The 23,588-nt window shown below is 70.5% G+C and carries 16 protein-coding genes; 5 read left to right on the forward strand and 11 right to left on the reverse strand.

The genetic code is table 11. The annotated features are described in order from the left end of the window. The first annotated feature begins 275 nt into the window (after nt 1-275). Nucleotides 276-1,880 (forward strand): citramalate synthase, encoded by a 1,605-nt coding sequence (gene cimA / locus AB0L95_RS18515; RefSeq protein WP_365162748.1) that lies wholly within the window; start codon nt 276-278, stop codon nt 1,878-1,880. Between the two features lie 19 nt (nt 1,881-1,899). Here cimA and AB0L95_RS18520 read toward each other — a convergent pair whose 3' ends face one another. Next, the gene (locus AB0L95_RS18520) at nt 1,900-2,385 is read right to left on the reverse strand and encodes a hypothetical protein (RefSeq protein WP_365162749.1); all 486 of its coding nucleotides are present in this window, start codon (nt 2,383-2,385) and stop codon (nt 1,900-1,902) included. Nucleotides 2,386-2,435: 50 nt separating this feature from the next. Continuing rightward, complete coding sequence (locus tag AB0L95_RS18525; protein WP_365162750.1) at nt 2,436-4,304, reverse strand: ricin-type beta-trefoil lectin domain protein; 1,869 nt, start codon at nt 4,302-4,304, stop codon at nt 2,436-2,438. A 247-nt stretch (nt 4,305-4,551) separates the two neighbouring features. Between AB0L95_RS18525 and AB0L95_RS18530 the strand changes: the two genes are divergently transcribed. Both AB0L95_RS18530 and AB0L95_RS18535 read left to right on the forward strand, forming a co-directional pair. After that, a complete protein-coding gene (locus AB0L95_RS18530; protein ID WP_365162751.1) occupies nt 4,552-7,575 on the forward strand; it encodes a glycoside hydrolase family 3 N-terminal domain-containing protein in 3,024 nt (1,007 codons plus the stop codon). 141 nt (nt 7,576-7,716) lie between these two features. Beyond that, a complete protein-coding gene (locus AB0L95_RS18535; protein WP_365162752.1) occupies nt 7,717-9,069 on the forward strand; it encodes a hypothetical protein in 1,353 nt (450 codons plus the stop codon). Nucleotides 9,070-9,770: 701 nt separating this feature from the next. Here the strand turns inward: AB0L95_RS18535 and AB0L95_RS18540 are convergent. Further along, nucleotides 9,771-10,370: a YceI family protein gene (locus AB0L95_RS18540; RefSeq protein WP_365162753.1), complete on the reverse strand. Its 600-nt coding sequence runs from the start codon at nt 10,368-10,370 to the stop codon at nt 9,771-9,773. Nucleotides 10,371-10,748: 378 nt separating this feature from the next. On the opposite strand from AB0L95_RS18540, the gene AB0L95_RS18545 reads away from it, so the two are divergent. Beyond that, a complete protein-coding gene (locus tag AB0L95_RS18545; RefSeq protein WP_365162754.1) occupies nt 10,749-12,341 on the forward strand; it encodes an acyl-CoA carboxylase subunit beta in 1,593 nt (530 codons plus the stop codon). Between the two features lie 57 nt (nt 12,342-12,398). Further along, on the forward strand, nt 12,399-12,593 hold the full coding sequence (locus AB0L95_RS18550) for an acyl-CoA carboxylase subunit epsilon (RefSeq protein WP_365162755.1): 195 nt from the start codon (nt 12,399-12,401) through the stop codon (nt 12,591-12,593). 173 nt (nt 12,594-12,766) lie between these two features. Here the strand turns inward: AB0L95_RS18550 and AB0L95_RS18555 are convergent, their stop codons facing one another. The 8 genes from AB0L95_RS18555 to AB0L95_RS18590 all read right to left on the reverse strand — a co-directional run bounded on the left by AB0L95_RS18555 (nt 12,767) and on the right by AB0L95_RS18590 (nt 23,415). Then, nucleotides 12,767-13,348 (reverse strand): ATP/GTP-binding protein, encoded by a 582-nt coding sequence (locus tag AB0L95_RS18555; RefSeq protein ID WP_026248371.1) that lies wholly within the window; start codon nt 13,346-13,348, stop codon nt 12,767-12,769. Further along, entirely contained in the window at nt 13,329-13,898 is a 570-nt protein-coding gene (locus AB0L95_RS18560; RefSeq protein ID WP_365162756.1) for a DUF742 domain-containing protein, read from the reverse strand. The genes AB0L95_RS18555 and AB0L95_RS18560 overlap by 20 nt, the downstream gene beginning before the upstream one ends. Before the next feature lie 97 nt (nt 13,899-13,995). Further along, nucleotides 13,996-14,409, reverse strand: coding sequence for a roadblock/LC7 domain-containing protein (locus AB0L95_RS18565; protein WP_004983065.1), 414 nt, complete (start codon nt 14,407-14,409; stop codon nt 13,996-13,998). A 10-nt stretch (nt 14,410-14,419) separates the two neighbouring features. Continuing rightward, entirely contained in the window at nt 14,420-17,686 is a 3,267-nt protein-coding gene (locus AB0L95_RS18570) for a nitrate- and nitrite sensing domain-containing protein (RefSeq protein ID WP_365162757.1), read from the reverse strand. A gap of 367 nt (nt 17,687-18,053) precedes the next feature. Then, nucleotides 18,054-18,629, reverse strand: a complete 576-nt coding sequence (locus AB0L95_RS18575; RefSeq protein WP_365162758.1) for an ATP/GTP-binding protein — start codon at nt 18,627-18,629, stop codon at nt 18,054-18,056. Next, the gene (locus AB0L95_RS18580; RefSeq protein WP_055493544.1) at nt 18,610-19,008 is read right to left on the reverse strand and encodes a DUF742 domain-containing protein; all 399 of its coding nucleotides are present in this window, start codon (nt 19,006-19,008) and stop codon (nt 18,610-18,612) included. The genes AB0L95_RS18575 and AB0L95_RS18580 overlap by 20 nt, the downstream gene beginning before the upstream one ends. A gap of 111 nt (nt 19,009-19,119) precedes the next feature. Continuing rightward, a complete protein-coding gene (locus AB0L95_RS18585) occupies nt 19,120-19,533 on the reverse strand; it encodes a roadblock/LC7 domain-containing protein (protein ID WP_311695124.1) in 414 nt (137 codons plus the stop codon). Nucleotides 19,534-19,542: 9 nt separating this feature from the next. Further along, complete coding sequence (locus tag AB0L95_RS18590; protein ID WP_365162759.1) at nt 19,543-23,415, reverse strand: nitrate- and nitrite sensing domain-containing protein; 3,873 nt, start codon at nt 23,413-23,415, stop codon at nt 19,543-19,545. Between the last annotated feature and the right edge of the window lie 173 nt (nt 23,416-23,588).

Here is a 23,588-nt window from a genome sequence, read left to right on the forward strand (position 1 = left end):
TGAGCGCCGGGGGCGGAATGTGCCAGACTGCCCCCGTGCTTACGTTCGCCATGATGATTGGCAGCAGGCGCGCCGGTCCGCAGTGACCGCCTCGTACGACCAGGTACGGGCGGCCATCGTCGTCCTCGACCCGCGCGCAGACCTCTCGCACCCGCGAGAGGTTTTTCGTTTTCCTGGCCCACCATCAGCCGGGAGCGGAGGCGCGAGGGACCATGGAAGGACGGTGGAGCCGGTCATTCCGGTAGACCGAGATCCCATACAGGAGCCTTGAGACCATGACGGCAACCAGCGAACTCGACGATTCGTTCCACGTCTTCGACACCACGCTGCGCGACGGCGCGCAGCGCGAGGGCATCAACCTCACCGTCGCGGACAAGCTGGCCATCGCACGGCACCTGGACGACTTCGGCGTGGGCTTCATCGAGGGCGGCTGGCCCGGCGCGAACCCGCGGGACACCGAGTTCTTCGCCCGCGCCCAGCAGGAGATCGACTTCCGGCACGCCCAGCTCGTCGCGTTCGGCGCCACCCGCCGGGCGGGCGGCAAGGCGTCGGAGGACCCGCAGGTCAGGGCGTTGCTGGAGTCGGGCGCGCCGGTGATCACCCTGGTCGCGAAGTCCCATGACCGCCATGTCGAGCTGGCCCTGCGCACCACGCTCGACGAGAACCTGGAGATGATCCGCGACACCGTCTCGCATCTGCGGGCCGAGGGCCGCAGGGTCTTCGTCGACTGCGAGCACTTCTTCGACGGCTACCGGGCGAACCCGCAGTACGCCAAGGCGGTGGTCGGCGCGGCGCGGGAGGCGGGCGCGGACGTCGTCATCCTCTGCGACACCAACGGCGGCATGCTGCCCGCGCAGGTCCATGCGGTGGTCGCCACGGTCCTCGCGGACACGGGCGCCCGGCTCGGCATCCATGCGCAGGACGACACGGGGTGCGCCGTGGCGAACACCCTCGCGGCGGTGGACGCGGGCGCCACACATGTGCAGTGCACGGCGAACGGCTACGGCGAGCGGGTGGGCAACGCCAACCTCTTCCCGGTCGTGGCGGCCCTGGAACTGAAGTACGGCAAGAAGGTGCTGCCCGAGGGCAGGCTCCGCGAGACGACACGCATCTCCCACGCGATCGCCGAGGTCGTCAATCTGACGCCTTCCACGCATCAGCCGTACGTGGGTGTCTCGGCCTTCGCGCACAAGGCGGGTCTGCACGCGTCCGCGATCAAGGTGGACCCGGACCTGTACCAGCACATCGACCCCGAGCTGGTCGGCAACACCATGCGGATGCTGGTCTCCGACATGGCGGGCCGGGCCTCGGTGGAGCTCAAGGGCAAGGAGCTGGGCGTCGACCTGGGCGGCGACCGGGAGCTGGTCGGCCGGGTCGTGGACCGGGTCAAGGAGCGCGAGCTCAAGGGATACACCTACGAGGCCGCGGACGCGAGCTTCGAACTCCTGCTGCGCGAGGAGGTGGCGGGGAAGCCGTTGCGCTACTTCCGCACCGAGTCCTGGCGGGCCATCGTCGAGGACCGCCCCGACGGCACCCACGCCAACGAGGCGACGGTGAAGCTCTGGGCGAAGAGCGAGCGCATCGTCGCGACCGCGGAGGGCAACGGCCCGGTCAACGCCCTGGACCGGGCGCTGCGGGTCGCCCTGGAGAAGATCTACCCCCAGCTCGCCGCGTTCGAGCTGGTCGACTACAAGGTCCGCATCCTGGAGGGCAAGCACGGCACGCAGTCCACGACCCGCGTGCTCATCTCCACCTCCGACGGCCTGGGCGAGTGGTCCACGGTCGGCGTGGCGGAGAACGTGATCGCGGCGTCCTGGCAGGCGCTGGAGGACGCGTACACCTACGGCCTGCTGCGGGCCGGGGTGGAGCCCGCGGAGTAACGCCCCGGGGCGGCGGGCCTCAGCAGGATTCCGCGGCGAGCTTCTCGAAGTCGCCGCGGCTCATGGCACGGCCGTCGGCCCGGACCTGGCCGGGGCGCAACGCGGCGAAGTCCTCCGCCGAGAAGGTGAGGACGCCGTTGTAGGAGTCGCCGGTGACGTAGTGGCCGAAGGACAGCGTGTAGGTGTGGTGCGGCAGCAGCCGCCGGGCTCCCCGGTGGCGGGCGTGCCAGCGGGCCGGGGGTGTGAACAGCGGGAACGCGGCGTCTCCGGTGTGCTCGCCCCGTGTGTCCCAGCCGGTGGTGACCAGGCCCCCGGCGTCGGAGCCGGCCCGGCCGTCGAGGGCCGGGCCCCGGTACGCGTCGTCGCCGCACGGCCGGATCAGTGCGTTCGGCGCGCCGTCCGCGCCCGGCCCCACGGCCACCAGCGGCAGATCGACCGCCGCGCAGCCGCCCAGCAGGGCCGTCGCCCCGACCGTGCCGGCCACCGCCAGGACCGTCCGACGCATGGGCGCCGCCCCCTCCCGTCGAGAGGGCGGCGCCCGCCGTCACCTCTCGGCTACTGAAGTCGCCACTTCTGGTTCGCCGCACCCGTGCACGACCAGATCTGCGCCCGTGCCCCGTTCGCCGACGAGTTGTCCGTCACGTCGAGGCACTTGTTCGCCGCAGGGTTGACCACATCACCTGTCGAAGCGTTGTACGACCACTGTTGTGCACCGGTCCCGTTGCAGTCGTACAACTGGACCTTGGCTCCGTCCGCGGTCGAACCACCCGACACATCCAGGCACTTGCCGAGCGCCTGAAGGGAGCCGTCGCTCTTCACCGTCCACTGCTGGGCGCTCGACCCGTTGCAGTCGTAGAGCTGCACCGCGGTGCCGTTGGCGTTCGACGCCCCCGCCACGTCCAGGCACTTGCCCGCGAGGCCCAGGAACGCCCCCGACCGGTCACCGCCGCCCGACTGCGTCCCCGACCAGGTGAACGTCGCCGACGTCTTGCCGGGCAGCGAGTAGGTCGCGTGCTGGCCGCCCCAGTCGATGGTCACGGTCTTCGCCGACGACGCGTCGTTGTACGCGATCAGGGCCTTGGAGCCGTCCGGGTTCCGCCAGGCCACGTTCGGCACCGCCGAGCTGGCCGTCGACGCGATGCGCTGCGCGCCCGGCCGTACGAACTTCGTCAGATGGCCCATCGTGTAGTACTCGATCGTGTAGTCGACCGTCCCGCTCGCCCCGTCCCCGTTGTGGACCGTGATCAGGCCGGTGCAGGTGCCGCAGCCGCCGTTGTGCGGGCCCATGTTCTGGTCGACCGCGAGCGACCACTTCGTCACCGACTTCGCCCAGTTCCGGGTGTAGTCGACGATGTTGAGCATGTCCTCGCGCTGCTGGTTCGCGATCCAGGTGCCGCCCGAGTGCTCCGTGCCGAACGCGTCCAGCTGCGGGTACTGGTTGTGGACGCTGGTCTGCTTGGTCACGTCGCCGCCGTACCCGTGCCAGGCGATCCCGCCGAAGTTGGGGTGCGAACGGACCGCCGCGTCGTCCACCGTCTGGGCGGCGTAGTTGTCGTAGGTGTCCCAGTTCCAGTCGTGCGCCAGCACCTTGGTCGACAGACCCGCCGCCTGAAGCTTCGGCAGCAGTTCGGTCTTGGTGAAGTAGGCGAGCCCGGACGCGTTCCAGCTCATCGACGGATAGCCGGAACAGCACGTCGGCTCGTTCTGGGCGGTCACATAGGAGACGGGGACGCCCTGGTCCTTGTAGGCCTGGAGGTACTTCACGAAGTACGACGCGTAGGCCCCGTAGTCCTCCGATTTCAGCCAGCCCCCGTTGAGCTGCCCGCTGTCCTTCATCCAGGCGGGTGCCGTCCACGGGGTGGCCATCACGGTCAGCGAGGGGTTGAGCTGGAGCGCCTGCCGGGTCAGCGGCACCACGTCGGCCAGGTCGTGCGCGATGGAGAACTTCGCCAGACCGGGGTCCGTCTGCCCGGCCGGCACGTCGTCGTACGTGTAGCCGTAGCGGGCCAGGTCCGAGGCGCCCATCGGGTTGCGCAGGAACGACAGCCCGATCCCGTCGGTCGGCGAGAACAGCTTCCGCATGGTCGCGTCCCGCGTCGTCTGCGACAGCGCCCCGCTGCTGTTCATCAGCCAGGCCGCGGTGTCCGTGAACGACGCGCCGCCGCCGGTGAAGGTCTGGTAGCGGGTGTTCTCGTCGACGGTGATGTTCTCGCCGTCGCCGCCGGTGCCCGACTGGAACGCGAACGGCGTCTGTGCCTGGAGTCCGCGGACCACATGCCGTCCGCCGCTGTCGTCGGTCGTGGTCAGCCAGGCCGTGACCTGCTCGCCGGCCGCGTGGGCGGGCAGGGTGCCCGCCGCGGTGAGTCCGGCACAGGTCAGCAGCCCGGCGAGGAGCACGCGCGCCGCGCGCAGAGGTCGTCTCATGGAGCGCCGCCCTTCTGGGGTGGGGGATGGGAGGCGTGCGAGGCGTGAGTAAATGACGACGCCGGGGCCGCGTCAAGGGGGTGTGCGTTCAGTTCCCGAAGGAACAACACACCTTCTTCCGCAGGGACTTGGGTCTGTACCTGTTCTGACGTGAAGTCTTGACGGTGGCGCGGTGCGCCAGTTAACTCACGGCGTGATCTAAGTCGTAAGCCCACTATGGGGACTACGAGAGCCCAAGGGAAGGTCCATGCGAAGAACCGCCCTGATCGCCTCCGCCGCCCTGCTCACCGGCCTGATCCCGCTCACCGTCGCCGGCACCGCGTCCGGCGCCGACGACCCCGCCCCCGTCCCGGTGGACCGCTTCGAGGGCGAGGTGCCCTTCGCGAGCCAGCCCGCCGAGGGCATCTTCACCTGGGGTGGCGACGCCGACGATCCGCCCGCGCTGCAACTCGCCGACCGGACGGACGCCCCCGAGGGCGCCAAGGTCCTCAGCGGCACTTACGACATCAGCGGCTACGGCGGCTTCACCCATGACTTCGCCGCAGGCCGGCCTGCCCACGACTGGTCCGCCCACCAGGGCATCCGCTTCTGGTGGGACGGCCAGGACAACGGCAAGAAGATCGCCTTCGAGATCAAGGACGGCGGCGCGAACGGCGAGGCCTCCGAGCTGTGGACGACCTCCTTCACCGACGACTTCAGTGGCTGGAAACAGATCCAGATTCCGTTCAGCGACTTCGTTTATCGCACGGACTACCAGCCCGTCGGCGGTATCGACCATGTCCTCGGCCTCACCGAGATGTGGGGGTACGCGGTCACCCTCCCGCCCGGCGTCAAGGGCCGCTTCGCCATGGACGACGTCGAGCTGTACGGCAAGGCCGACCAGTCCCGGCGGGCCTCCGTCACCACGGACTCCGCCGTCTACCCGGTCAGGGAGGGCGGCACGGCACGGGTGAAGGTCACCGTCGCCACCACCGGCTCCGCGCCCCTCGACGAACCCGTCACCGTCGCCTACGACACGGCCGGCGGCACCGCCGGGTCCGGCACCGACTACACCCCGGTCAGCGGCACCCTCACCTTCCCGGCCGGGACCGTCTCCGGCAGCACGCGAACTATCGAGGTGCGCACCCTCAAGGGCAAGGCCGCCGAGGCCGCCGAGGCGATCCCCCTCCAGCTGACCGTCACCGGCGCCAAGGCCCCCGCCGAGACCCCGCAGGTGGTCATCGACGCCCATGGACTGCCGTACCTGGACAGCAGGCTGCCCGTGCAGAAGCGGGTCGCGGACCTGCTCTCCCGGATGTCCCTGGAGGAGAAGGCCGGCCAGATGACCCAGGCCGAGCGCGCCGGCCTCACCTCCCAGGGCGACATCGCGGCCTACGACCTGGGCTCGCTGCTGTCCGGCGGCGGCTCGACCCCGACGCCCAACACTCCCGAGGCGTGGGCGGAGATGATCGACTCCTTCCAGCTGCGGGCGCAGGCGACCCGGTTCCAGATCCCCCTGATCTACGGCATCGACGCCGTCCACGGCGACAACAACCTCGCCGGCGCCACGATCATGCCGCACAACATCGGCATCGGGGCCACCCGCGATCCCCAACTCGCCCAGCAGACCGGCGCAGTGACGGCAAGTGAGGTAAGGGCCACCGGCATCCCCTGGGACTTCGCGCCCTGTCTGTGCGTCTCGCGTGACGAGCGCTGGGGCCGCTCCTACGAGTCCTTCGGTGAGGACCCGGCGCTGGTGAAGTCCATGGAGACGATCATCCAGGGTCTCCAGGGACGCGCGGACGGCCGGGACCTGAGCCGGAACGACAAGGTCCTTGCCACCGCCAAGCACTTCGTCGGCGACGGCGGCACCGAGTACGGCTCGTCGACCACGGGCTCGTACAAGATCGACCAGGGCGTCACCAAGGTCACCCGGCAGCAGCTGGAGGCCGTCCACCTGGCCCCGTTCCAGACGGCCGTCGACCGCGGCATCGGCTCGGTCATGCCGTCGTACTCCTCGCTCGACATCATCGGCGACGGCCAGGGCCCGGTGAAGATGCACGCCCGCGCCGACATGATCAACGGCGTGCTGAAGGACCGGATGGGCTTCGACGGGTTCGTCATCAGCGACTGGAACGCCATCGACCAGCTCCCCGGCGACTACGCGTCCCACGTCCGCACGTCGGTCAACGCCGGCGTCGACATGATGATGGTGCCGTACACGTACAAGGACTTCCGTACGACGCTGATCGACGAGGTGAAGGCGGGCCGCGTCAGCGAGAAGCGGATCGACGACGCCGTCTCGCGCATCCTCACGCAGAAGTTCCGGCTGGGGCTCTTCGAGCACCCGTACGCCGACACGAGCGGTGCCGCCGACATCGGCTCCGCCGCGCACCGGGCCGTCGCCCGGCAGGCGGCCGCCGAGTCCCAGGTGCTGCTGAAGAACGCGGGCGGCGTGCTGCCGCTCAAGAAGAGCCAGAAGGTCTACGTCGCCGGATCCAACGCCGACGACCTCGGCAACCAGACCGGCGGCTGGACCATCACCTGGCAGGGCGCCTCCGGCACCCACACCCAGGGCACGACCATCCTCCAGGCGATGCGCAAGGCCGGGGGAGACATCACCTACTCCAAGGACGCCTCGGCACCGCTGAACGGCTACGACGTCGGGGTGGTCGTCGTCGGCGAGACCCCGTACGCCGAGGGGGTCGGCGATGTAGGCAACGGACACTCCTTGCAGCTGTCCGCCGCCGACCAGGCCGCCGTGGACAAGGTGTGCGGCGCCATGAAGTGCGCGGTGCTGATCGTCTCCGGACGTCCGCAGCTGATCGGCGACCGGCTCGGCAGGATCGACGCCCTGGTGGCGTCCTGGCTGCCGGGCACCGAGGGCGACGGCGTGGCGGACGTGCTCTACGGCCGACGCCCGTTCACCGGGCAGCTCCCGGTGACCTGGCCGAAGTCGGAGGCCCAGCTGCCGATCAACGTCGGTGACGCGTCGTACGACCCGCAGTTCCCGTACGGCTGGGGACTGACCACGCTCACCAAGGTCCCGGCAGGGGGCGCGGCGACCCTGAAGGCACTGTCGCTCGCGGCCGCGCTGGCCGAGCGGTCGGGCTCCGCGAGCGCGGGCCGTGAGATCGTCACCAAGGCCCGGCTGCTCGTCCAGCAGAAGGCGGGATCCGCGCTCACGGCGGCGGTCGCGGGACCGTTCGCGGACGCGGACCATCTGCTGCTGACGGGGAAGTACACGGCGGCGGTGGCCAAGCTGACGGAGGCGTACCGGGCGGTGGCCTGACATCTCCGTAGATCCGTAGATCCGTAGATCCGTAGATCTGTGGATTTATGGATCCGTGGACCCCTGGAAGGGGGCGGTGCACATCGGGCACCGCCCCCTTCCTGCCGCCCCGTTCCGATCGCCTTCGGGTAGCGTCGAGGTATGAAGGCCGTACTGGTCAAAGGACTCGCCGTACCGCTGGTCGCGCTGCTCATGGCGGCCCTGACAGTGCTGTACGCGGGCGCCCCGCGCGCCCAGGCCGCGACGGACGTCTCGGCCGTCGCCACGGCGCTGCGCAAGAGCCCCGTCTACGTCGATCCGGCGGCCTCCGCGCAACTGTCCGCCCCGGACGCGGACGCCCTCGCGAAGAAGATCGAGGACGCCGGCAAACCGGTCTTCGTGGCCGTCCTGCCCGCCGGCTATCCCACCCAGAACCTGTTCTCCGACCTCCGCACGGCCACCGGCATCACCGGTGTGTACGCGATCCGCCTCGGCGACCGCTTCGACGCCCGGGCCGACTCCTCGGTGCTGCCCCGCACCGCCGTGCGGAACCTGGTCACCAGCGTGCAGGGCGAGTCCCCCAAGGCCCAGCTCAACGACTTCACCGACCGTGCGCTCGCCAACGTCCGGGGCCACGCCCCGTCGACCTGGAGCGGCTCGGGCGGCAACGGCGGGGTCTCCTCCACCGCGTTGATCGCGGTCGCCGCGGTGCTGGTGGCCGGCGGCGCGGGCGCCTACGCGCTCGTCCGGCGCGGGCGGCGCCGGCGGGAGGAGGAGCAGCAGGCCGCGCTGCAGAAGCTGCAGGTCGTGGTCGACGAGGACATCACCGCCTTCGGCGAGGAGCTGGACCGCCTCGATTTCCACCCCGGGGAGGCGGGCGCGGACGACGCGATGCGCGCGGACTACGAACGGGCTCTGAACGCCTACGACCAGGCGAAGTCGGCCATGGCCGCGGCGCAGCGCCCGGAGGACGTGAAGGCCGTCACCCAGGCCTTGGAGGACGGGCGCTTCTCGCTCGCGGTGCTCGCCGCCCGTCGGGAGGGGCGCCCCCTGCCCGAGCGCCGGCCGCCGTGCTTCTTCGACCCGCGCCACGGACCGTCCGTCGCCGACGCGGTCTGGACACCCCCCGGCGGCGCCTCGCGCGAGGTGCCCGTCTGCGCGGCGGACCGGGCCCGGCTGGCCGACGGCCTCGACCCCGCGGTGCGTGAGGTCGACACGGACCACGGCCGCCGCCCGTACTGGGACGCCGGCCCGGCCTACGGCCCCTGGGCGGGCGGCTACTTCGGCGGTGGCATCCTGCCCGGCCTGCTGGTCGGCACCCTGCTCGGCGGCATGATGTCCACCCCGTCGTACGCGGCGGACTACGGCGCGGGCTACGGCGACTTCGGCGGCTACGACGGCGGAGACATGTCCGGCGCGGACTTCGACCCCGGGGACTTCGGCGGCGGATTCGGCGACGGCGGGGGAGGCGACTTCGGCGGGGGCGGCGGAGGGGACTTCGGCGGGGGGTTCTGACGCCGGCCGACCCGGCTGACCCGGCTGCCGTCCGGCCCGGCTGCCGTCCGGCCCGGCTGCCGTCCGGCGCGTCTGGCGCCCTCGTGGGGCGTGTCGGTGGTCGCGAGCCGCTCCGTCAACGCGGCCGCCGGCGCCAGCACCCCGCGTTCCGTGTCGCCGAGCGAGGCGAGCCCGGCGGACAGCCAGGCGTCCCGCTCGGCCATGTCCCGCGCCAGCCTCCGGTGCGCGTCCTCGGTGAGCCGCAGCACGGACTGACGCCGGTCCACGGGGTCCGGCTCCCGCGCCATCAGCCCCTCCGTCTCCAGTTCGGCGAAGACTCGGGTGAGCGACTGCGGCCGCTGCCGCTCGGCCCCGCGATCTCGCCGGGCGTCGCGGGGACAGGTGCAGATGGCCGAGCTGTCCCTGCTGCTCGGCTGTTCCGGCCAGAACGCCCAGAACCTGCTGCCGACCCGTCTGGAGGCCACTCGCGGTCGGTGCGGTCCTGCCCGTGGTGGCGGCATGGTGGCTTCTGCCGGTGCGGGGGCGGCCCAGGGCGCGTTCCCGGGGGCGGTGCCGCCGATCCGAGAGCCTTCCGGCGGCCGTCACCGGGGACACCGGCCACTGATGCCGAGAGCCCGCTCTCCGTAGGGGAATCGGAGGACGGGCTCTCTCGGGCAGACCGCGGGGCGCCGGGGCTACGCGGTGTTCGTCGCGGGGGCGGGTCAGGCCTGCTTGATCGCCGAGATGTCGAAGACCAGCTTGATCTTGTCCGAGACCAGCACACCGCCGGTCTCCAGGGCCGCGTTCCAGGTCAGGCCCCACTCCGAGCGCAGGATCTCCGTCTTGCCCTCGAAGCCGACGCGCTCGTTGCCGAACGGGTCCTTGGCCGCGCCGTTGAACTCCAGGTCGATGCTGACCGACTTGGTGGTCCCGAGGATCGTGAGGTCGCCGGTGATCCGGTAGTCGTCGCCGCCCAGCGCCTGCGCCCCGGTGGAGCGGAACGTCATCGTCGGGTGGTCGTCGGTCTTGAAGAAGTCGGCGCTCTTGAGGTGGCCGTCGCGGTCGGCCGAACCCGTGTCGATGCTGTCCATCTTCACGTCGATCGTGGCGCGGGACCGGGAGGGGTCCGAGCCGTCGAGGTGCAGCGTGCCCTCGAAGTCCTGGAAGCCGCCCTTGACGTTCGTCACCATGGCGTGGCGGGCCACGAAACCGATCGTGGTGTGGGAGGGGTCCACGACGTAGTCACCGGTCAGCGCGGCGAGGCCGGGGTTCACCACGGCGGTGGCGGTGGCGGTGCTGGTCTTGCGGCCGAAGATGCCCATGATCTTGCTCCTTGGGGGGACGGTTCCCGGCTTCCGGACGGAAGACCGAGGGACTGAAGAAGCGGTTGAATCTTCAATGAGTACCGATGTGAACGACGGTAGCCGCATCCCGTTCAACTTTCAACCTTGTTGCGGGCGGGTACGGTGGAGGACCGCCGTTCGAGGTCCCCTGTCACTCCGGGGATGGCATGTGCGGCGCCGAATCCGTCGTGGTGTCCGGGTGACCGCTTTGTGTGAGCCCTACAACGCTCGGCCCCCTGGAGCAGTCGGATCGGCTGCATCGGGGCATGGTTCTGTTCAGGGGTACCAGGAAAACGGGCCGGAGACTGTACGGAGTCAACGGGCCGCTTTGCTTGGTGGACTTCGTAAGGTCGCTACATGACCGTTTTGGACGAGGCTGTAGGTTCCGGGAGCGAGCCCACCGACGCGCGCGGGCGCGTCGCCGAACTGCACGAGATTCGTGCACGGGCCCTCGCGGGCCCCAGCGAGAAGGCGACCGAGGCGCAGCACGCGAAGGGCAAGCTCACCGCCCGGGAGCGCATCGAGCTGCTCCTGGACCCGGGGTCCTTCCAGGAGGTCGAGCAGCTGCGTCGGCATCGGGCGACCGGGTTCGGCCTGGAGGCCAAGAAGCCGTACACCGACGGTGTGATCACCGGTTGGGGCACGGTGGAGGGCCGCACGGTCTTCGTCTACGCCCATGACTTCCGCATCTTCGGCGGCGCCCTCGGCGAGGCCCATGCCACCAAGATCCACAAGATCATGGACATGGCCATCGCGGCCGGCGCGCCGCTGGTCTCCCTGAACGACGGCGCCGGTGCCCGTATCCAGGAGGGCGTCAGCGCGCTCGCGGGCTACGGCGGCATCTTCCAGCGCAACACCAAGGCCTCCGGCGTCATCCCGCAGATCAGCGTGATGCTCGGCCCGTGCGCGGGCGGCGCGGCCTACAGCCCCGCCCTCACGGACTTCGTGTTCATGGTCCGCGAGACGTCCCAGATGTTCATCACGGGCCCGGACGTGGTCAAGGCCGTCACCGGCGAGGAGATCACCCAGAACGGCCTGGGCGGCGCCGACGTGCACGCCGAGACCTCCGGCGTCTGCCACTTCGCGTACGACGACGAGGAGACGTGCATCGCCGAGGTGCGCTACCTGCTGTCGTTGCTCCCGCAGAACAACCGCGAGAACCCGCCGCGGGTCGAGCCCACGGACTCCGTGGAGCGCCGCGGCGACGTCCTGCTGGACCTGGTCCCGGCCGACGGCAACCGCCCGTACGACATGGCCAAGGTCATCGAGGAGATCGTCGACGACGGCGACTACCTGGAGGTCCACGAGCGCTGGGCGCGCAACATCATCTGCGCGCTGGCCCGGCTGGACGGCCAGGTGGTGGGCATCATCGCCAACCAGCCGCAGACTCTCGCCGGTGTCCTCGACATCGAGGCCTCGGAAAAAGCTGCGCGCTTTGTCCAGATGTGTGACGCTTTTAACATTCCGCTGGTGACGCTCCTGGACGTTCCCGGGTTCCTGCCCGGGGTCGACCAGGAGCACGGCGGAATCATCCGTCACGGCGCGAAGCTGCTGTACGCCTACTGCAACGCGACCGTGCCGCGGATCTCGCTGATCCTGCGCAAGGCGTACGGAGGCGCGTACATCGTCATGGACAGCCAGTCCATCGGCGCGGACCTCACCTACGCCTGGCCGACCAACGAGATCGCCGTGATGGGCGCGGAAGGTGCCGCCAACGTCATCTTCCGCCGTCAGATCGCGGGCGCGGAGGACCCGGACGCCATGCGGGCCCGGATGGTCAAGGAGTACAAGTCCGAGCTGATGCATCCGTACTACGCGGCGGAGCGGGGCCTGGTGGACGACGTCATCGACCCGGCCCAGACGCGCGAGGTGCTGATCAAGTCCCTGGCGATGCTGCAGGCGAAGCACGCGGACCTGCCCGCCCGTAAGCACGGCAACCCCCCGCAGTAACCGAGCGGATCCATCGCGGCAACCCCGCGGACCCCTCTCTTACGGAGACTGACACCCATGAACACTCCCGACATCCGCGTCGAGAAGGGCCACGCCGAGCCCGAGGAGGTCGCCGCCATCACGGCCGTCCTCCTGGCCCGTGCGGCCGCCCGGCCCGCCGTCTCCCCGTCCCACCGTCGCCGCGCCAAGGCCGGCTGGCGCCGCCTGGACCGCGAGCCTGGCTTCCGGGCGCCCCACAGCTGGCACAGCTAGTCTCACGCCGCTCCAGCGGTGCGCGAAGGGCCCCTCCACTGCGGAGGGGCCCTTTTCGATGTCCGGACGCACTCCGCTGTCCGGGCGCCGCCGGACTCGGACGTCCAGGCGCACACAACGAAAATCCCCGCGCCACCGAGGGACGCGGGGATTACCCGATGACTGGTGTCCGCCTAGCGCAGGCGGGCCATCAACGCGTGCTCGACCAGGGTGATCAGGGCACTCTTGGCGTCCGCGCGGTGGCGGGCGTCCGTGGTGATGATCGGGGTGTCCGGTCCGATCTGCAGGGCCTCGCGGACCTCGTCGGGGTTGTACGGCTGGTTGCCGTCGAAGCCGTTGAGGGCGATGACGAAGGGCAGGCCCGAGTTCTCGAAGTAGTCGACCGCCGGGAAGCAGTCGGCCAGACGGCGGGTGTCGACCAGGACGATGGCGCCGATGGCGCCGCGGACCAGGTCGTCCCACATGAACCAGAAGCGGTCCTGGCCGGGGGTGCCGAACAGGTACAGGATCAGGTCCTGGTCCAGGGTGATACGGCCGAAGTCCATGGCCACCGTGGTGGTGGTCTTGTCCCCGGTGTGGGTGAGGTCGTCGATGCCCGCCGAAGCAGACGTCATGACGGCCTCCGTGCGCAGCGGGTTGATCTCCGAGACAGCGCCGACGAACGTGGTCTTGCCCACGCCGAAGCCGCCCGCCACCACAATCTTCGCGGAGGTGGTGGAGCGGGAAGGACCGCCGCTAGAGCTTGCGAAGTCCACTGAGCACCCTTTCGAGCAGTGTCACGTCTGGCTGGCCGCCGGCGTTCTCGTCGCCGCCGGGCTGATGGATGGCGACCAGACCCGCCTCCGCCAAGTCGGCGACGAGGATTCTGGCCACGCCGAGAGGAATCGTGAGCAGTGCCGAGATCTCGGCGACCGACTTGATCTCCCGGCAGAGGTTGCAGATCCGCTGATGCTCGGGCAGCTGGCCCTGCATCTGGTGCGGCTGCGCGGTGGTGTGCACCAGCGCCTCGATGGCGAGCTGGTAGCGCGGCCTGGTACGGCCGCCCGTCATGGCGTACGGACGCACCAGAGGGTTGTTCGACGCCCCAGCGGGCGCCGGCTCGGGGGACCGGCGCTGCGGCTGTACGGGCTGGATGCGCGGCGCCGGCGGCTGGTCGTACGGCGACGGGCCGGGACCCTGGGGCGCGTACGGCTGACGCCGCTGGCTCGGTGCGGAGGGGAAGTTGTACCGGTTCTGTTCACCCTGGCCCTGGCCGGGGCCATAGGACCAATTACCCGCGGGCGAACCGCCTGGGGGTGTTGCCACGTTCTCTCCTCCTCCGACTGCGCTGGGCACCCATCCTCGTGGAAGCCGCGTCCCGAAACCTTACGGTGCCGGGACGCCAATACACACCGTTCGTCTGCTAGTTGAGAAGGCTTCCCTGGAGCTCCGCACGAAGGTCCGGAGTAAGGACCGTACCCGCACGGTCCACCAGGAGGGCCATTTCGTACCCGATGAGGCCGATGTCCGCCTCCGGGTGCGCGAGGACCGCGAGCGACGAACCGTCGGAGATGGACATGATGAAGAGGAATCCCCGCTCCATCTCCACAACGGTCTGGTTCACGCTGCCGCCCTCGAAGATGCGGGAGGCACCCGCGGTCAGCGAGGTCAGACCGGACGCGACGGCCGCCAGCTGGTCGGCGCGATCACGCGGGAAGCCTTCGGACATCGCCAGAAGGAGTCCGTCGGCGGAGACCACCACCGTGTGGGACACACCGGGGGTGTTGTCCACGAAGTTGGTGATCAACCAGTTCAGGTTCTGTGCCGCCTGGCTCATCGGGCTCACACTAACGCTCCTGGTCGTAGGTGCTGTCAGGACCGAAGCCCTGGCCGTTCGTTTCACTGCCTGCGCTGCGTCCGCGTTGGACACCTCGACGCAGGTTGCTCAGCCTGCCCCGGACATCCTCCGGGGCACGGGAGACCTGTGGGCCTCCCTGCGGGGTCGTTTCCGCGGCGCCCTCCATCAGGTTCGCCTTGGGCACGCGCCGCGGCAGACCGGAAGAGGTGACCCCGCCCGCCTTGGGCTTCCGGAGCTGCGACGCCTGCTGCCACCGCTGGTCGTTGGCGGAGCGCCAGTCGTCGTTCGTCTCCGTGGCCGCCGGCGGCTCCTGCGTCACGGGCTGCGGTCGGCCGCCCGTGCCGTTCGCGGTGGAGCCGCGGCGGGGCAGTCCGGCGTCGGTCATCGTGTGACCAGCGGAGGGGGTCGGTCCCGGACGGTCGAAGCCTACGCGGTCCTGCTCACTTGCGTCAGCGGCCTGCGTGGATTCCGTTTCCGGAGCGTAATCGGCCCGGTAGCCGTTCTGGAAATCGTCCCGCTTCGGCCAGTCGCCCTGATAGGACGACTCGTCGAAGGCCGCGAACGAATCCGAGGCGGTGGCCCGGCCCGCGGAGTGGTTCTGCTGGAGCGGCTCCGTATAGCCGGGCTCCGGGTAGCCGCCGCCGGAGGGGAAGCCGTCACTCTGCGGCAGGGAGCCGTTCTGCGAGAAGTACTGGTCCTCGTACGCCGGCTGCTGGGGCTCCTCGTACGCCGTCTGCTGATCGTACGCGGCCTGCTGGTCGCCGTAGGCGTGCTGGCCGTTGTCGTACGTCTGCCGGCCGTTGTCGTAGGTCTGCTGCGCGTTGTCGAACCCGGACTGGGGCGCCTGGAAGTTCTCCTGGTACCCCGGAGCGGGCTCCAGCTCCTCCTGCGGCCTGGCGTGACCCTGTGTCTGGGCCTCCAGGGCCGCACGGCGCCCCTCGCGCATCAGCGAGCGGCCGACGGGGTCCAGCCCGCGGAGGTCGTCCGGGACCTCGGAGTACTGGCTGTCGTCGAAGCCCAGCTCCGCGGCCGTGCGCAGCGGCTGCGGCGACCCGAAGTCCTCGCCCTGGAACTGCTGCTCGGGGATGATCTGCGAGACCGTGAACTCGTCGCGCTCCAGGGGCTGTTCGCCGCCACCGCCGTGGGTGATGGCGTCCGGGAGCATGACCAGCGAGGTGGTGCCGGCCTGCTCGCCGGAGGGGCGCAGCTGGACGCGGATGCCGTGCCGGTCGGACAGCCGGCCGACCACGAACAGACCCATGCGCTGGGAGATCGCGGCGTCCACGGTCGGCGGGTTGGCCAGCTTGTGGTTGATGTCCGCGAAGTCCTCGGCCGTCAGGCCGATGCCCTTGTCGTGGATCTCGACCATGACGCGGCCGTCGGGCAGACGGGTCGCGGTCACCCGGACCTTGGTCTGCGGCGAGGAGAACGTGGTGGCGTTCTCCAGCAGCTCGGCGAGCAGGTGCACGAGGTCGGTCACGGCGCGGCCGTGAATCTCGGCCTCCGGGACGCCGGAGAGCTCGATGCGCTCGTACTGCTCCACCTCGGAGGAGGCGGCGCGCAGCACGTCGACCAGCGGGACCGGCTGGTCCCAGCGGCGGCCGGGCTCCTCGCCGGCGAGGACGAGGAGGTTCTCGCCGTTGCGGCGCATACGGGTCGCGAGGTGGTCCAGGCGGAAGAGGTTCTCCAGCTGGTCCGGGTCGGCCTCGTTGTTCTCCAGGTCGGTGATCAGGGTCAGCTGGCCCTCGATCAGCGACTGGTTACGGCGCGAGAGGTTGGTGAAGATCGCGTTGATGTTGCCCCGCAGCAGGGCCTGCTCGGCGGCGAGCCGGACGGCCTCGCGGTGGACCTGGTCGAAGGCGCGGGCGACTTCGCCGATCTCGTCCGTCGTGGCGATCGGGATGGGCGCGACACGGGTGTCGACACGGCCGGGGTCGGTCCGGGAGAGCTGGTCGACCAGCATCGGCAGCCGCTGCTCGGCGACGCCGAAGGCGGCGTTGCGCAGCTGGCGCATCGAGCGGCTCATCTGGCGGGCCATGAGGCCGGCGATGATGAACGCGGCGAGCAGGGCGACGATGACGATGGCACCGGTGATGAACGCGGACTGCTGGGCGTTGTCGGCGATGGTCGAGGCGTCCGACACGGCCTTGTCGGCCAGGTTGAACTCGAGCTGGCGGTAGGCGTTGTACTTGAGGGTGTTGACCGCCCACCAGTTCTGGGGGGTGACGCCTTCCTGGGCCAGCGCGGCGCGGGCCGTGTCACTGGTGGACTGCGTCGTGGCGAGGGCCTGCACCATGTCCTGGTCGGACTTCGGCGGTACGTAGGTCTGGCCCTTGGCCCTGGCCTCCGCGGCGGCCTGCTCTGCCTGGGTCTTGCCGTCCGCCTTCACCTGCTCAGTGGCCTGGTCCAGCTTCCTGGCGTCGGACGCGGTACCGCCACCGATGTACTCCTCGACGGCGATGCCCTCGAGGTAGGCGTACGAGGACAGGGCGACGCGCTGGCGGGCCAGGTCGTCGGCGGCGGGGTTGTGCTCGACCAGCATGTGCATGCCGATCGAGCGCTCCAGGGACAGCGCGGCCTTGGTGAGCGAGATGGCGTAGACGGTGCGGCCGTAGCTGGTGATGTTGCCGGTGCCGAGTCCGAGTTCGTTGGCGAACTCCATCAGCGGGTGCGCGACCCCGACATAGCCCTCCTCGGTCCCCACACCCTTGACCTTGGGGGAGTTGGAGTACGCGAGCTTCCGCAGCGCCGGCAGCTTGGTCTCGGCCTTGCGGAAGATGGACAGGCGCCGCTCCAGACCCGACGTGTGCGGCATGTTCTTCGCGGCCTCGTCGAAGGCCTGGGCGGCCTTGTCGGTGGCGGCCTGCACCTGGACGACGGTCGGGTTCTTCTGGCCGCCGCTGCCGGGGGTCAGAAGGGGGGCGGCGGAGGCGTCGCGCTCCTCGTAGAGCCGGTCGGCGTAGGCCAGGGAGGCCTGCACGAGACGGGCGGTGTTCTCCGCGTCGCGCGCCTGCTGCCAGGTGTCGATCGAGCTCTTCACCTGGAAGCCGCCCATGACCAGGCCGACCAGCACGGGTATGAGCAGGATCGCGTTCAGCCTGGTCGGCACGCGCCAGTTGCGCGGGGAGAAGCGGCTGCCACTGGGCGGCGTGGCCGTCGGCTCCGGACCGGGCACTTGTGCGGGTGCCGCTCCGCGCGGCGGCGGGGTGAAGTTGCCCCGTGCCGACGGCTCGGGACTTTTCTTGCTTCGCCTCACTCGACCAACAACCTCTCGGCGACGGCACCTACGTCGTGCCGCGGTGTCTCCAGAGCCCTGTCTGAGACTGGTACGTCCTTGACTACTGGGCAGTTCAGGCATTCCAGCACGTCAACCTGCGCGATTCCAAACACTCGGAAGTGAGGGTTCCGCCCGTTGTAAGCGCCAGATAAAACGGTCATAAAGAGCGAGCCCCGCCAAAAGGCGGGGCATTTGTGAGCGCAGCGACACCGACCGACCGCGACGCGTGGCGATACCACCGGATTTCTCTGTCGAAACGTTATGAACAGCGGGGCCGACCGTGTCAAACGCCACAGTCGGCTCCCGCATATCTACGACAACTGCCGTATGGCGGCGACGACTTGATCTACCGCAGACGGGCCATGAGGGCATGCTCGACCAGCGTGATCAGGGCACTCTTGGCGTCCGCGCGGTGGCGGGCGTCCGTAGTGATGATCGGGGTGTCCGGTCCGATCTGCAGGGCCTCGCGGACCTCGTCGGGGTTGTACGGCTGGTGCCCCTCGAAGCCGTTGAGGGCCACGACGAAGGGCAGGCCCGAGTTCTCGAAGTAGTCGACCGCCGGGAAGCAGTCGGCCAGACGGCGGGTGTCGACCAGGACGATGGCGCCGATGGCGCCGCGGACCAGGTCGTCCCACATGAACCAGAAGCGGTCCTGGCCGGGGGTGCCGAACAGGTACAGGATCAGGTCCTGGTCCAGGGTGATACGGCCGAAGTCCATGGCCACCGTGGTGGTGGTCTTGTCCCCGGTGTGGGTGAGGTCGTCGATGCCCGCCGAAGCAGACGTCATGACGGCCTCCGTGCGCAGCGGGTTGATCTCCGAGACAGCGCCGACGAACGTGGTCTTGCCCACGCCGAAGCCGCCCGCCACCACAATCTTCGCGGAGGTGGTCGCCCGCCCGCCGTCAGAGCTTGCGAAGTCCACTGAGCACCCTTTCGAGCAGTGTCACGTCCGGCGCGCCGCCGTTGTTCTCGTCGCCACCTGGCTGGTGGATCGCGACGAGACCGGCTTCCGCGAGGTCCGCGACGAGGATCCGTGCCACACCGAGCGGCATGGCGAGCAGCGCCGACACCTCGGCCACCGACTTCACCTCGCGGCACAGGTGGCAGATCCGCTGGTGCTCCGGCAGCAGTCCCATCAGCTGGGCCGGGTCGGCCGTCGTGCTGATCAGCGCCTCGATGGCGAGCTGGTAGCGCGGCCGGGTCCGGCCGCCGGTCATCGCGTACGGACGTACCAGCGGCTGGTCGCCCTCGTCCCCGTACGGCTCGGCGTACGGATCATGATGGGCGGTGGGCGGGGTCATGAATCCTCCGGGCGGGACAGCAAGTCGGTCAGTCGTGCCGTCTGACGGGGCCGGTGGGGGGATTGTGGCGGCCGGACGGTGATTTGGTGAGGTGAGTGGTGCCGGTTCCTATCAGTGGAGCAGACTGCCCTGGAGCTCGGCGCGAAGGTCGGGCGTGAGGACCGCACCTGCGCGGTCCACCAGGAGCGCCATCTCGTAGCCGACGAGGCCGATGTCGCACTCGGGGTGGGCGAGCACGGCGAGCGACGAGCCGTCCGAGACGGACATGAGGAAGAGGAACCCTCGTTCCATCTCGACGACCGTCTGTGCCACGGTGCCGCCCTCGAAGATCCGGGATGCCCCGGCCGTCAGCGAGGTGAGCCCGGAGGCGACGGCCGCCAGCTGGTCGGCGCGATCGCGCGGGAAGCCTTCCGACAGCGCCAGAAGGAGTCCGTCGGCGGACACGACGACGGTGTGGGACACCCCGGGGGTGTTGTCCACGAAGTTGGTGATCAACCAGTTGAGGTTCTGTGCCGCCTGGCTCATCGGGCTCAACTAACGCTCCTGCTGGTGAGTGGGGCTGGGGAAGCTGCCGGTCTGGCCGGTACCGGCCTGGCGACCCTGAGCGATGCCCCGTCGGAGATTGGTCAGCCGGCCGCGTACGTCGTCAGGCGAACGCGAGACCTGCGGACCGGTTTGGTGCTGTTGCTGCTGAGCGGTACCCGGCACGAGGTTCGCACGCGGGACCCGGCGCGGCAGGCCGGAGGTGGTGATGCCGCCCGCGGCGGGCTGCCGCACGCGCTCGGCCTGACGGACGAGCTCGTCGTTCGGCGAGGTGCGCCAGGACGCGTTGGCGGCGGCCGGACGCTGAGGTGCCGCGGGGGACTGCTGCTGTTGCTGCGGGGCCTGCGGCGCGGAGCCGTTGCTCTGCTGCTGCTGGCCCTGCCCCTGCCCCTGTCCGCGGAACCAGTTGGTCTCCAGTGTGTCGTACAGCGGCGTGCGCCCGTCACCGGGGCCCGGCGCCGGCGGGAGCGCCTCGGGCTCCTGGCGGCGCGGCGGCTGCTGCTGCGGACGGTGCTGGGCCGGCGGCAGGGACGCGCCGTAGCCGTCGCCCGCCGGCTGCGGCCGCTCGAACTGGCCGGAGCTGGAGGAGTCCTGGCGGTTTCCGTAACCCGGGGCGGCGTACTGGCCGGTGCCGGAGGCGTCGTAGCCCTGGGCCGGGTACTGGCCGGTGGCGGCCGGGTCCTGGGCGCGGCCGCCGGGCGCCGGGTACTGGCCCGTGCCCTGGCCACGGCCCTGGGCCGGGAACTGCCCGGTGTCCTGGCCACGGCCGGGCATCGGGAACTGCCCGGTGTCCTGCTGGCCACGGCCCTGAGCCGGGAACTGCCCGGTGTCCTGACCACGGCCCGGCATCGGGTACTGGCCCGTGTCCTGGCCACGGCCCTGGGCCGGGAACTGGCCCGTCGCACCGCCCGGGTTCCCGCCGCCGAAGACGTCCCCGCGGACGAACTGGCCGCCGTTCTGCCCGGCGTTGGCGTCCGGTCGCGGGAACTCGGGAGCGGCCGGGAGTCCCTGGCGGTCGTCGACGCGCGGGATCTCGGCGGTCGCGCCCGGACCCTGCCGGTCGTCGATCCGCGGCATGGGGGACGTCGAGGTCAGGGCGTCCGGCTCCTCGTGGCCGCGCGGGGCGTCCAGCGAGGCACGCGGCACCGGCGGCTGAGCGTTCTCGTCGCTCCAGCTCGGGGTGCGCTGCTGCTGGCTGCCACCGGGCAGCTCGGCGCGGGAACCGCCGCGGCCGGGCAGCTGCGGACGGCGCCGTCCGCCGCGCTCCTTGGGCTGCTTCTGCTGAGACTGCTTCTGCTGCGGCTGCTGAGACTGCTGCGGAGCGCCCGCCGGGGCGCTGTCCCCGAAGCCGGCCGGGCGCGTACCCGGGCCGTCGCCGAGGCCGCCGTCGCCGAAACCACCCTGACGGGAGCCGGAGTCCTGGAAGGAGCCGCCCTGGCCGAAGGCGCCCGAGCCCGCCGAGCCCGGTCGGCCCTGCTGCGGGGAGCCGGGACGGCCGCCGGGGGTGTTGCCGGGGAGCGCGGCCCGCGGGCCCGCTCCGGGACCCACCTGCCCGCGCTGCGGGGCGGCACCCAGTGCGGAACCGCCGGCCGAACCGGTACCGAAGGACGAACCGCTCTGCTGGGCCTGGCGACGGGCCGCGGCCGCGCCCGCGGCGGCCTGCGCGGCGGCCGGACCGCCCGCGGAGGGCGCACCCGGCTTGCCGGGAGCGGGCTTCTTGCCGCCCTGGGCGACGTCGACCGGGAGCATGACCAGCGCGGTCGTACCACCGGAGTCGGAGGGCCGCAGCTGGATGCGGATGCCGTGGCGCTGCGACAGACGACCGACCACGAACAGACCCATGCGCCGGGACACCGACACGTCCACGGTGGGCGGCGAGGCGAGGCGTTCGTTGATCTGGGCGAGGTCCTCGGGGGACAGACCGATACCCGTGTCGTGGATCTCGATCAGGACGCGGCCGTCGGGCAGCGCGTGACCGGTGACCTTCACCTTGGTCTGCGGCGAGGAGAAGGAGGTGGCGTTCTCGAGCAGCTCGGCGAGCAGGTGTACGAGGTCGTTGACGACGCGGCCGGCGACCTCGGTGGTCGGCACCGCGGCCAGCTCGATGCGCTCGTACTGCTCCACCTCGGACGCGGCGGCGCGGAGCACGTCGACGAGCGGGACCGGGCGGGTCCAGCGTCGGCCGGGCTCCTCACCCGCGAGGACGAGGAGGTTCTCACCGTTACGGCGCATACGCGTCGCGAGGTGGTCGAGCTTGAACAGCGAGGACAGCTGGTCCGGGTCGGCCTCGCGGGACTCCAGTTCGGAGATCAGCGACAGCTGGCGCTGGATCAGACCCTGGGAGCGACGCGAGAGGTTGGTGAACATCGCGTTGACGTTGCCCCGGAGGAGGGCCTGCTCGGCGGCGAGGCGGACCGCCTCGCGGTGCACGTCGTCGAAGGCCGCGGCCACCTGGCCGATCTCGTCCCGGGAGTGCACACCGACCGACTCCACGGACGTGTCGACGTCCTGCGGGTCGGACTCGGACAGATGCTTGACCAGCTCGGGCAGACGGTCCTGGGCGACCTTGGTGGCGGTCTCCTGCAGACGGCGCAGCGAGCGGATCATGGAGCGGGCGACGACGAAGGCGCCGACGAGGGAGACACCGAGCACGAGCAGGACCAGCGCACCGGAGATGATCGCCTCGTTCTGGGAGGCGCTCTTCAGCTCGCGGGCCTTCTGCTCCATCTGCTCGAGCAGCGTGCCCTCGATCTTCTTCATCTGCTCGAGCTTGGTCGAGTCGTCGTCGACCCAGTCCTTGTACGAGCGCTTGTCCTGGTTGCGCATACCGGACGAGCTCTTCAGGACACGGCTGGCGTACTGGTCGGCGGCCTCGATCGTCGGGCTGCCCTGGTCGATCGGCTTCGTCAGGTCCTCGGCGCCGTCGCCGTAGATGCTGCGGAAGCTGTCCAGTTCGGAGTCCTGGCTCTCCAGGGCCGACAGGGCGTACTGCCGGTCGTTCTCGGAGAGGTTGCCGAACGTGTCGATGTTCGCGGGCAGGGCGGCAGCGATCACCGCACGCTGCATGGAGGCGTACTCCTTGGCGGTGGAGAAGGCCGCCAGGGCACGGGTGCGCTGGATCATCTCCGGGTTGCTGGTGGCCTCCGCCATGTCCTGGGAGAGGCTGAGCAACTGCGTGATCAGACGGTGGTACGCCTCGACCGTCTGCGTGGAGTTCTTCGGGTCCTTGTAGGCGGTGGCCCGGATCGCGCTGAGGTTGTTCAGCTCGCTCGCGATGCCGACGACGCTGTCGCGGACACCGGAGAGCTGGCCGCTGTCGGAGGCGTCACCGATCTCCTGGGTGCCCTCCAGGAAGGAGGAGCGGGCGTTGTTGGTCTTGTCGCGGACACCCTTGACCGTGTAGTCGGACGCCGTGGCGCCGTGGGCGAGCGGACCGGCGGACTGGTCGCGCTCCTCCTGGAGCGCGGCGGCCAGCTGGGTCGCCTGCCTGGTCATGTCCGTCAGCAGCTTCATGTTGTCGAGCTGCTGGATCTGGTCCATGTTGTCGCTGATGCGCAGGGCACCGAGCGAGGTGGCGGCGACCACGGGGAGCGCGAGCAGCGACACCAGGCGCGTGGAGATGCGCCAGTTGCGCAGTGCTATGCGCGATCCGGGGTCGAGTGATGTCGTTGTCTTCGGCGGGGCCGGCGGCGTGGGTGCCGTGGAGCCCGTGGGTGCGCCAGGTCGCCCTGGCCGCTCGGGACCACTGCCGGCCGCGGCCGGTCCTGGGTTCTGGGCGTGCTGGGGCGAGGAACCGCGGTCGGTCCCGCCGTGCGGCTCCGGCTCGGCCGAAGCGCTGCCATCCCTCTTGAAACGTCCCTGCACTAGCGTCGCAACCTCTGGACCAGGCGTCCCCCCGCGTGAACGGACGGGACGGTGTCGGCGTCTTGGGGGGCGTCCTGAATACGCCCCCCGGGTGGTCGTGAGTGACCGGCGCTGGCTCCCCCTCCCCGTCGCTGCCCGGCGCTGCGTTGCGCCCCCTGCGCGCCGGTGCGATC

The organism is Streptomyces sp. NPDC052036, from assembly GCF_040680495.1.
Taxonomy (GTDB): Bacteria; Actinomycetota; Actinomycetes; order Streptomycetales; family Streptomycetaceae; genus Streptomyces.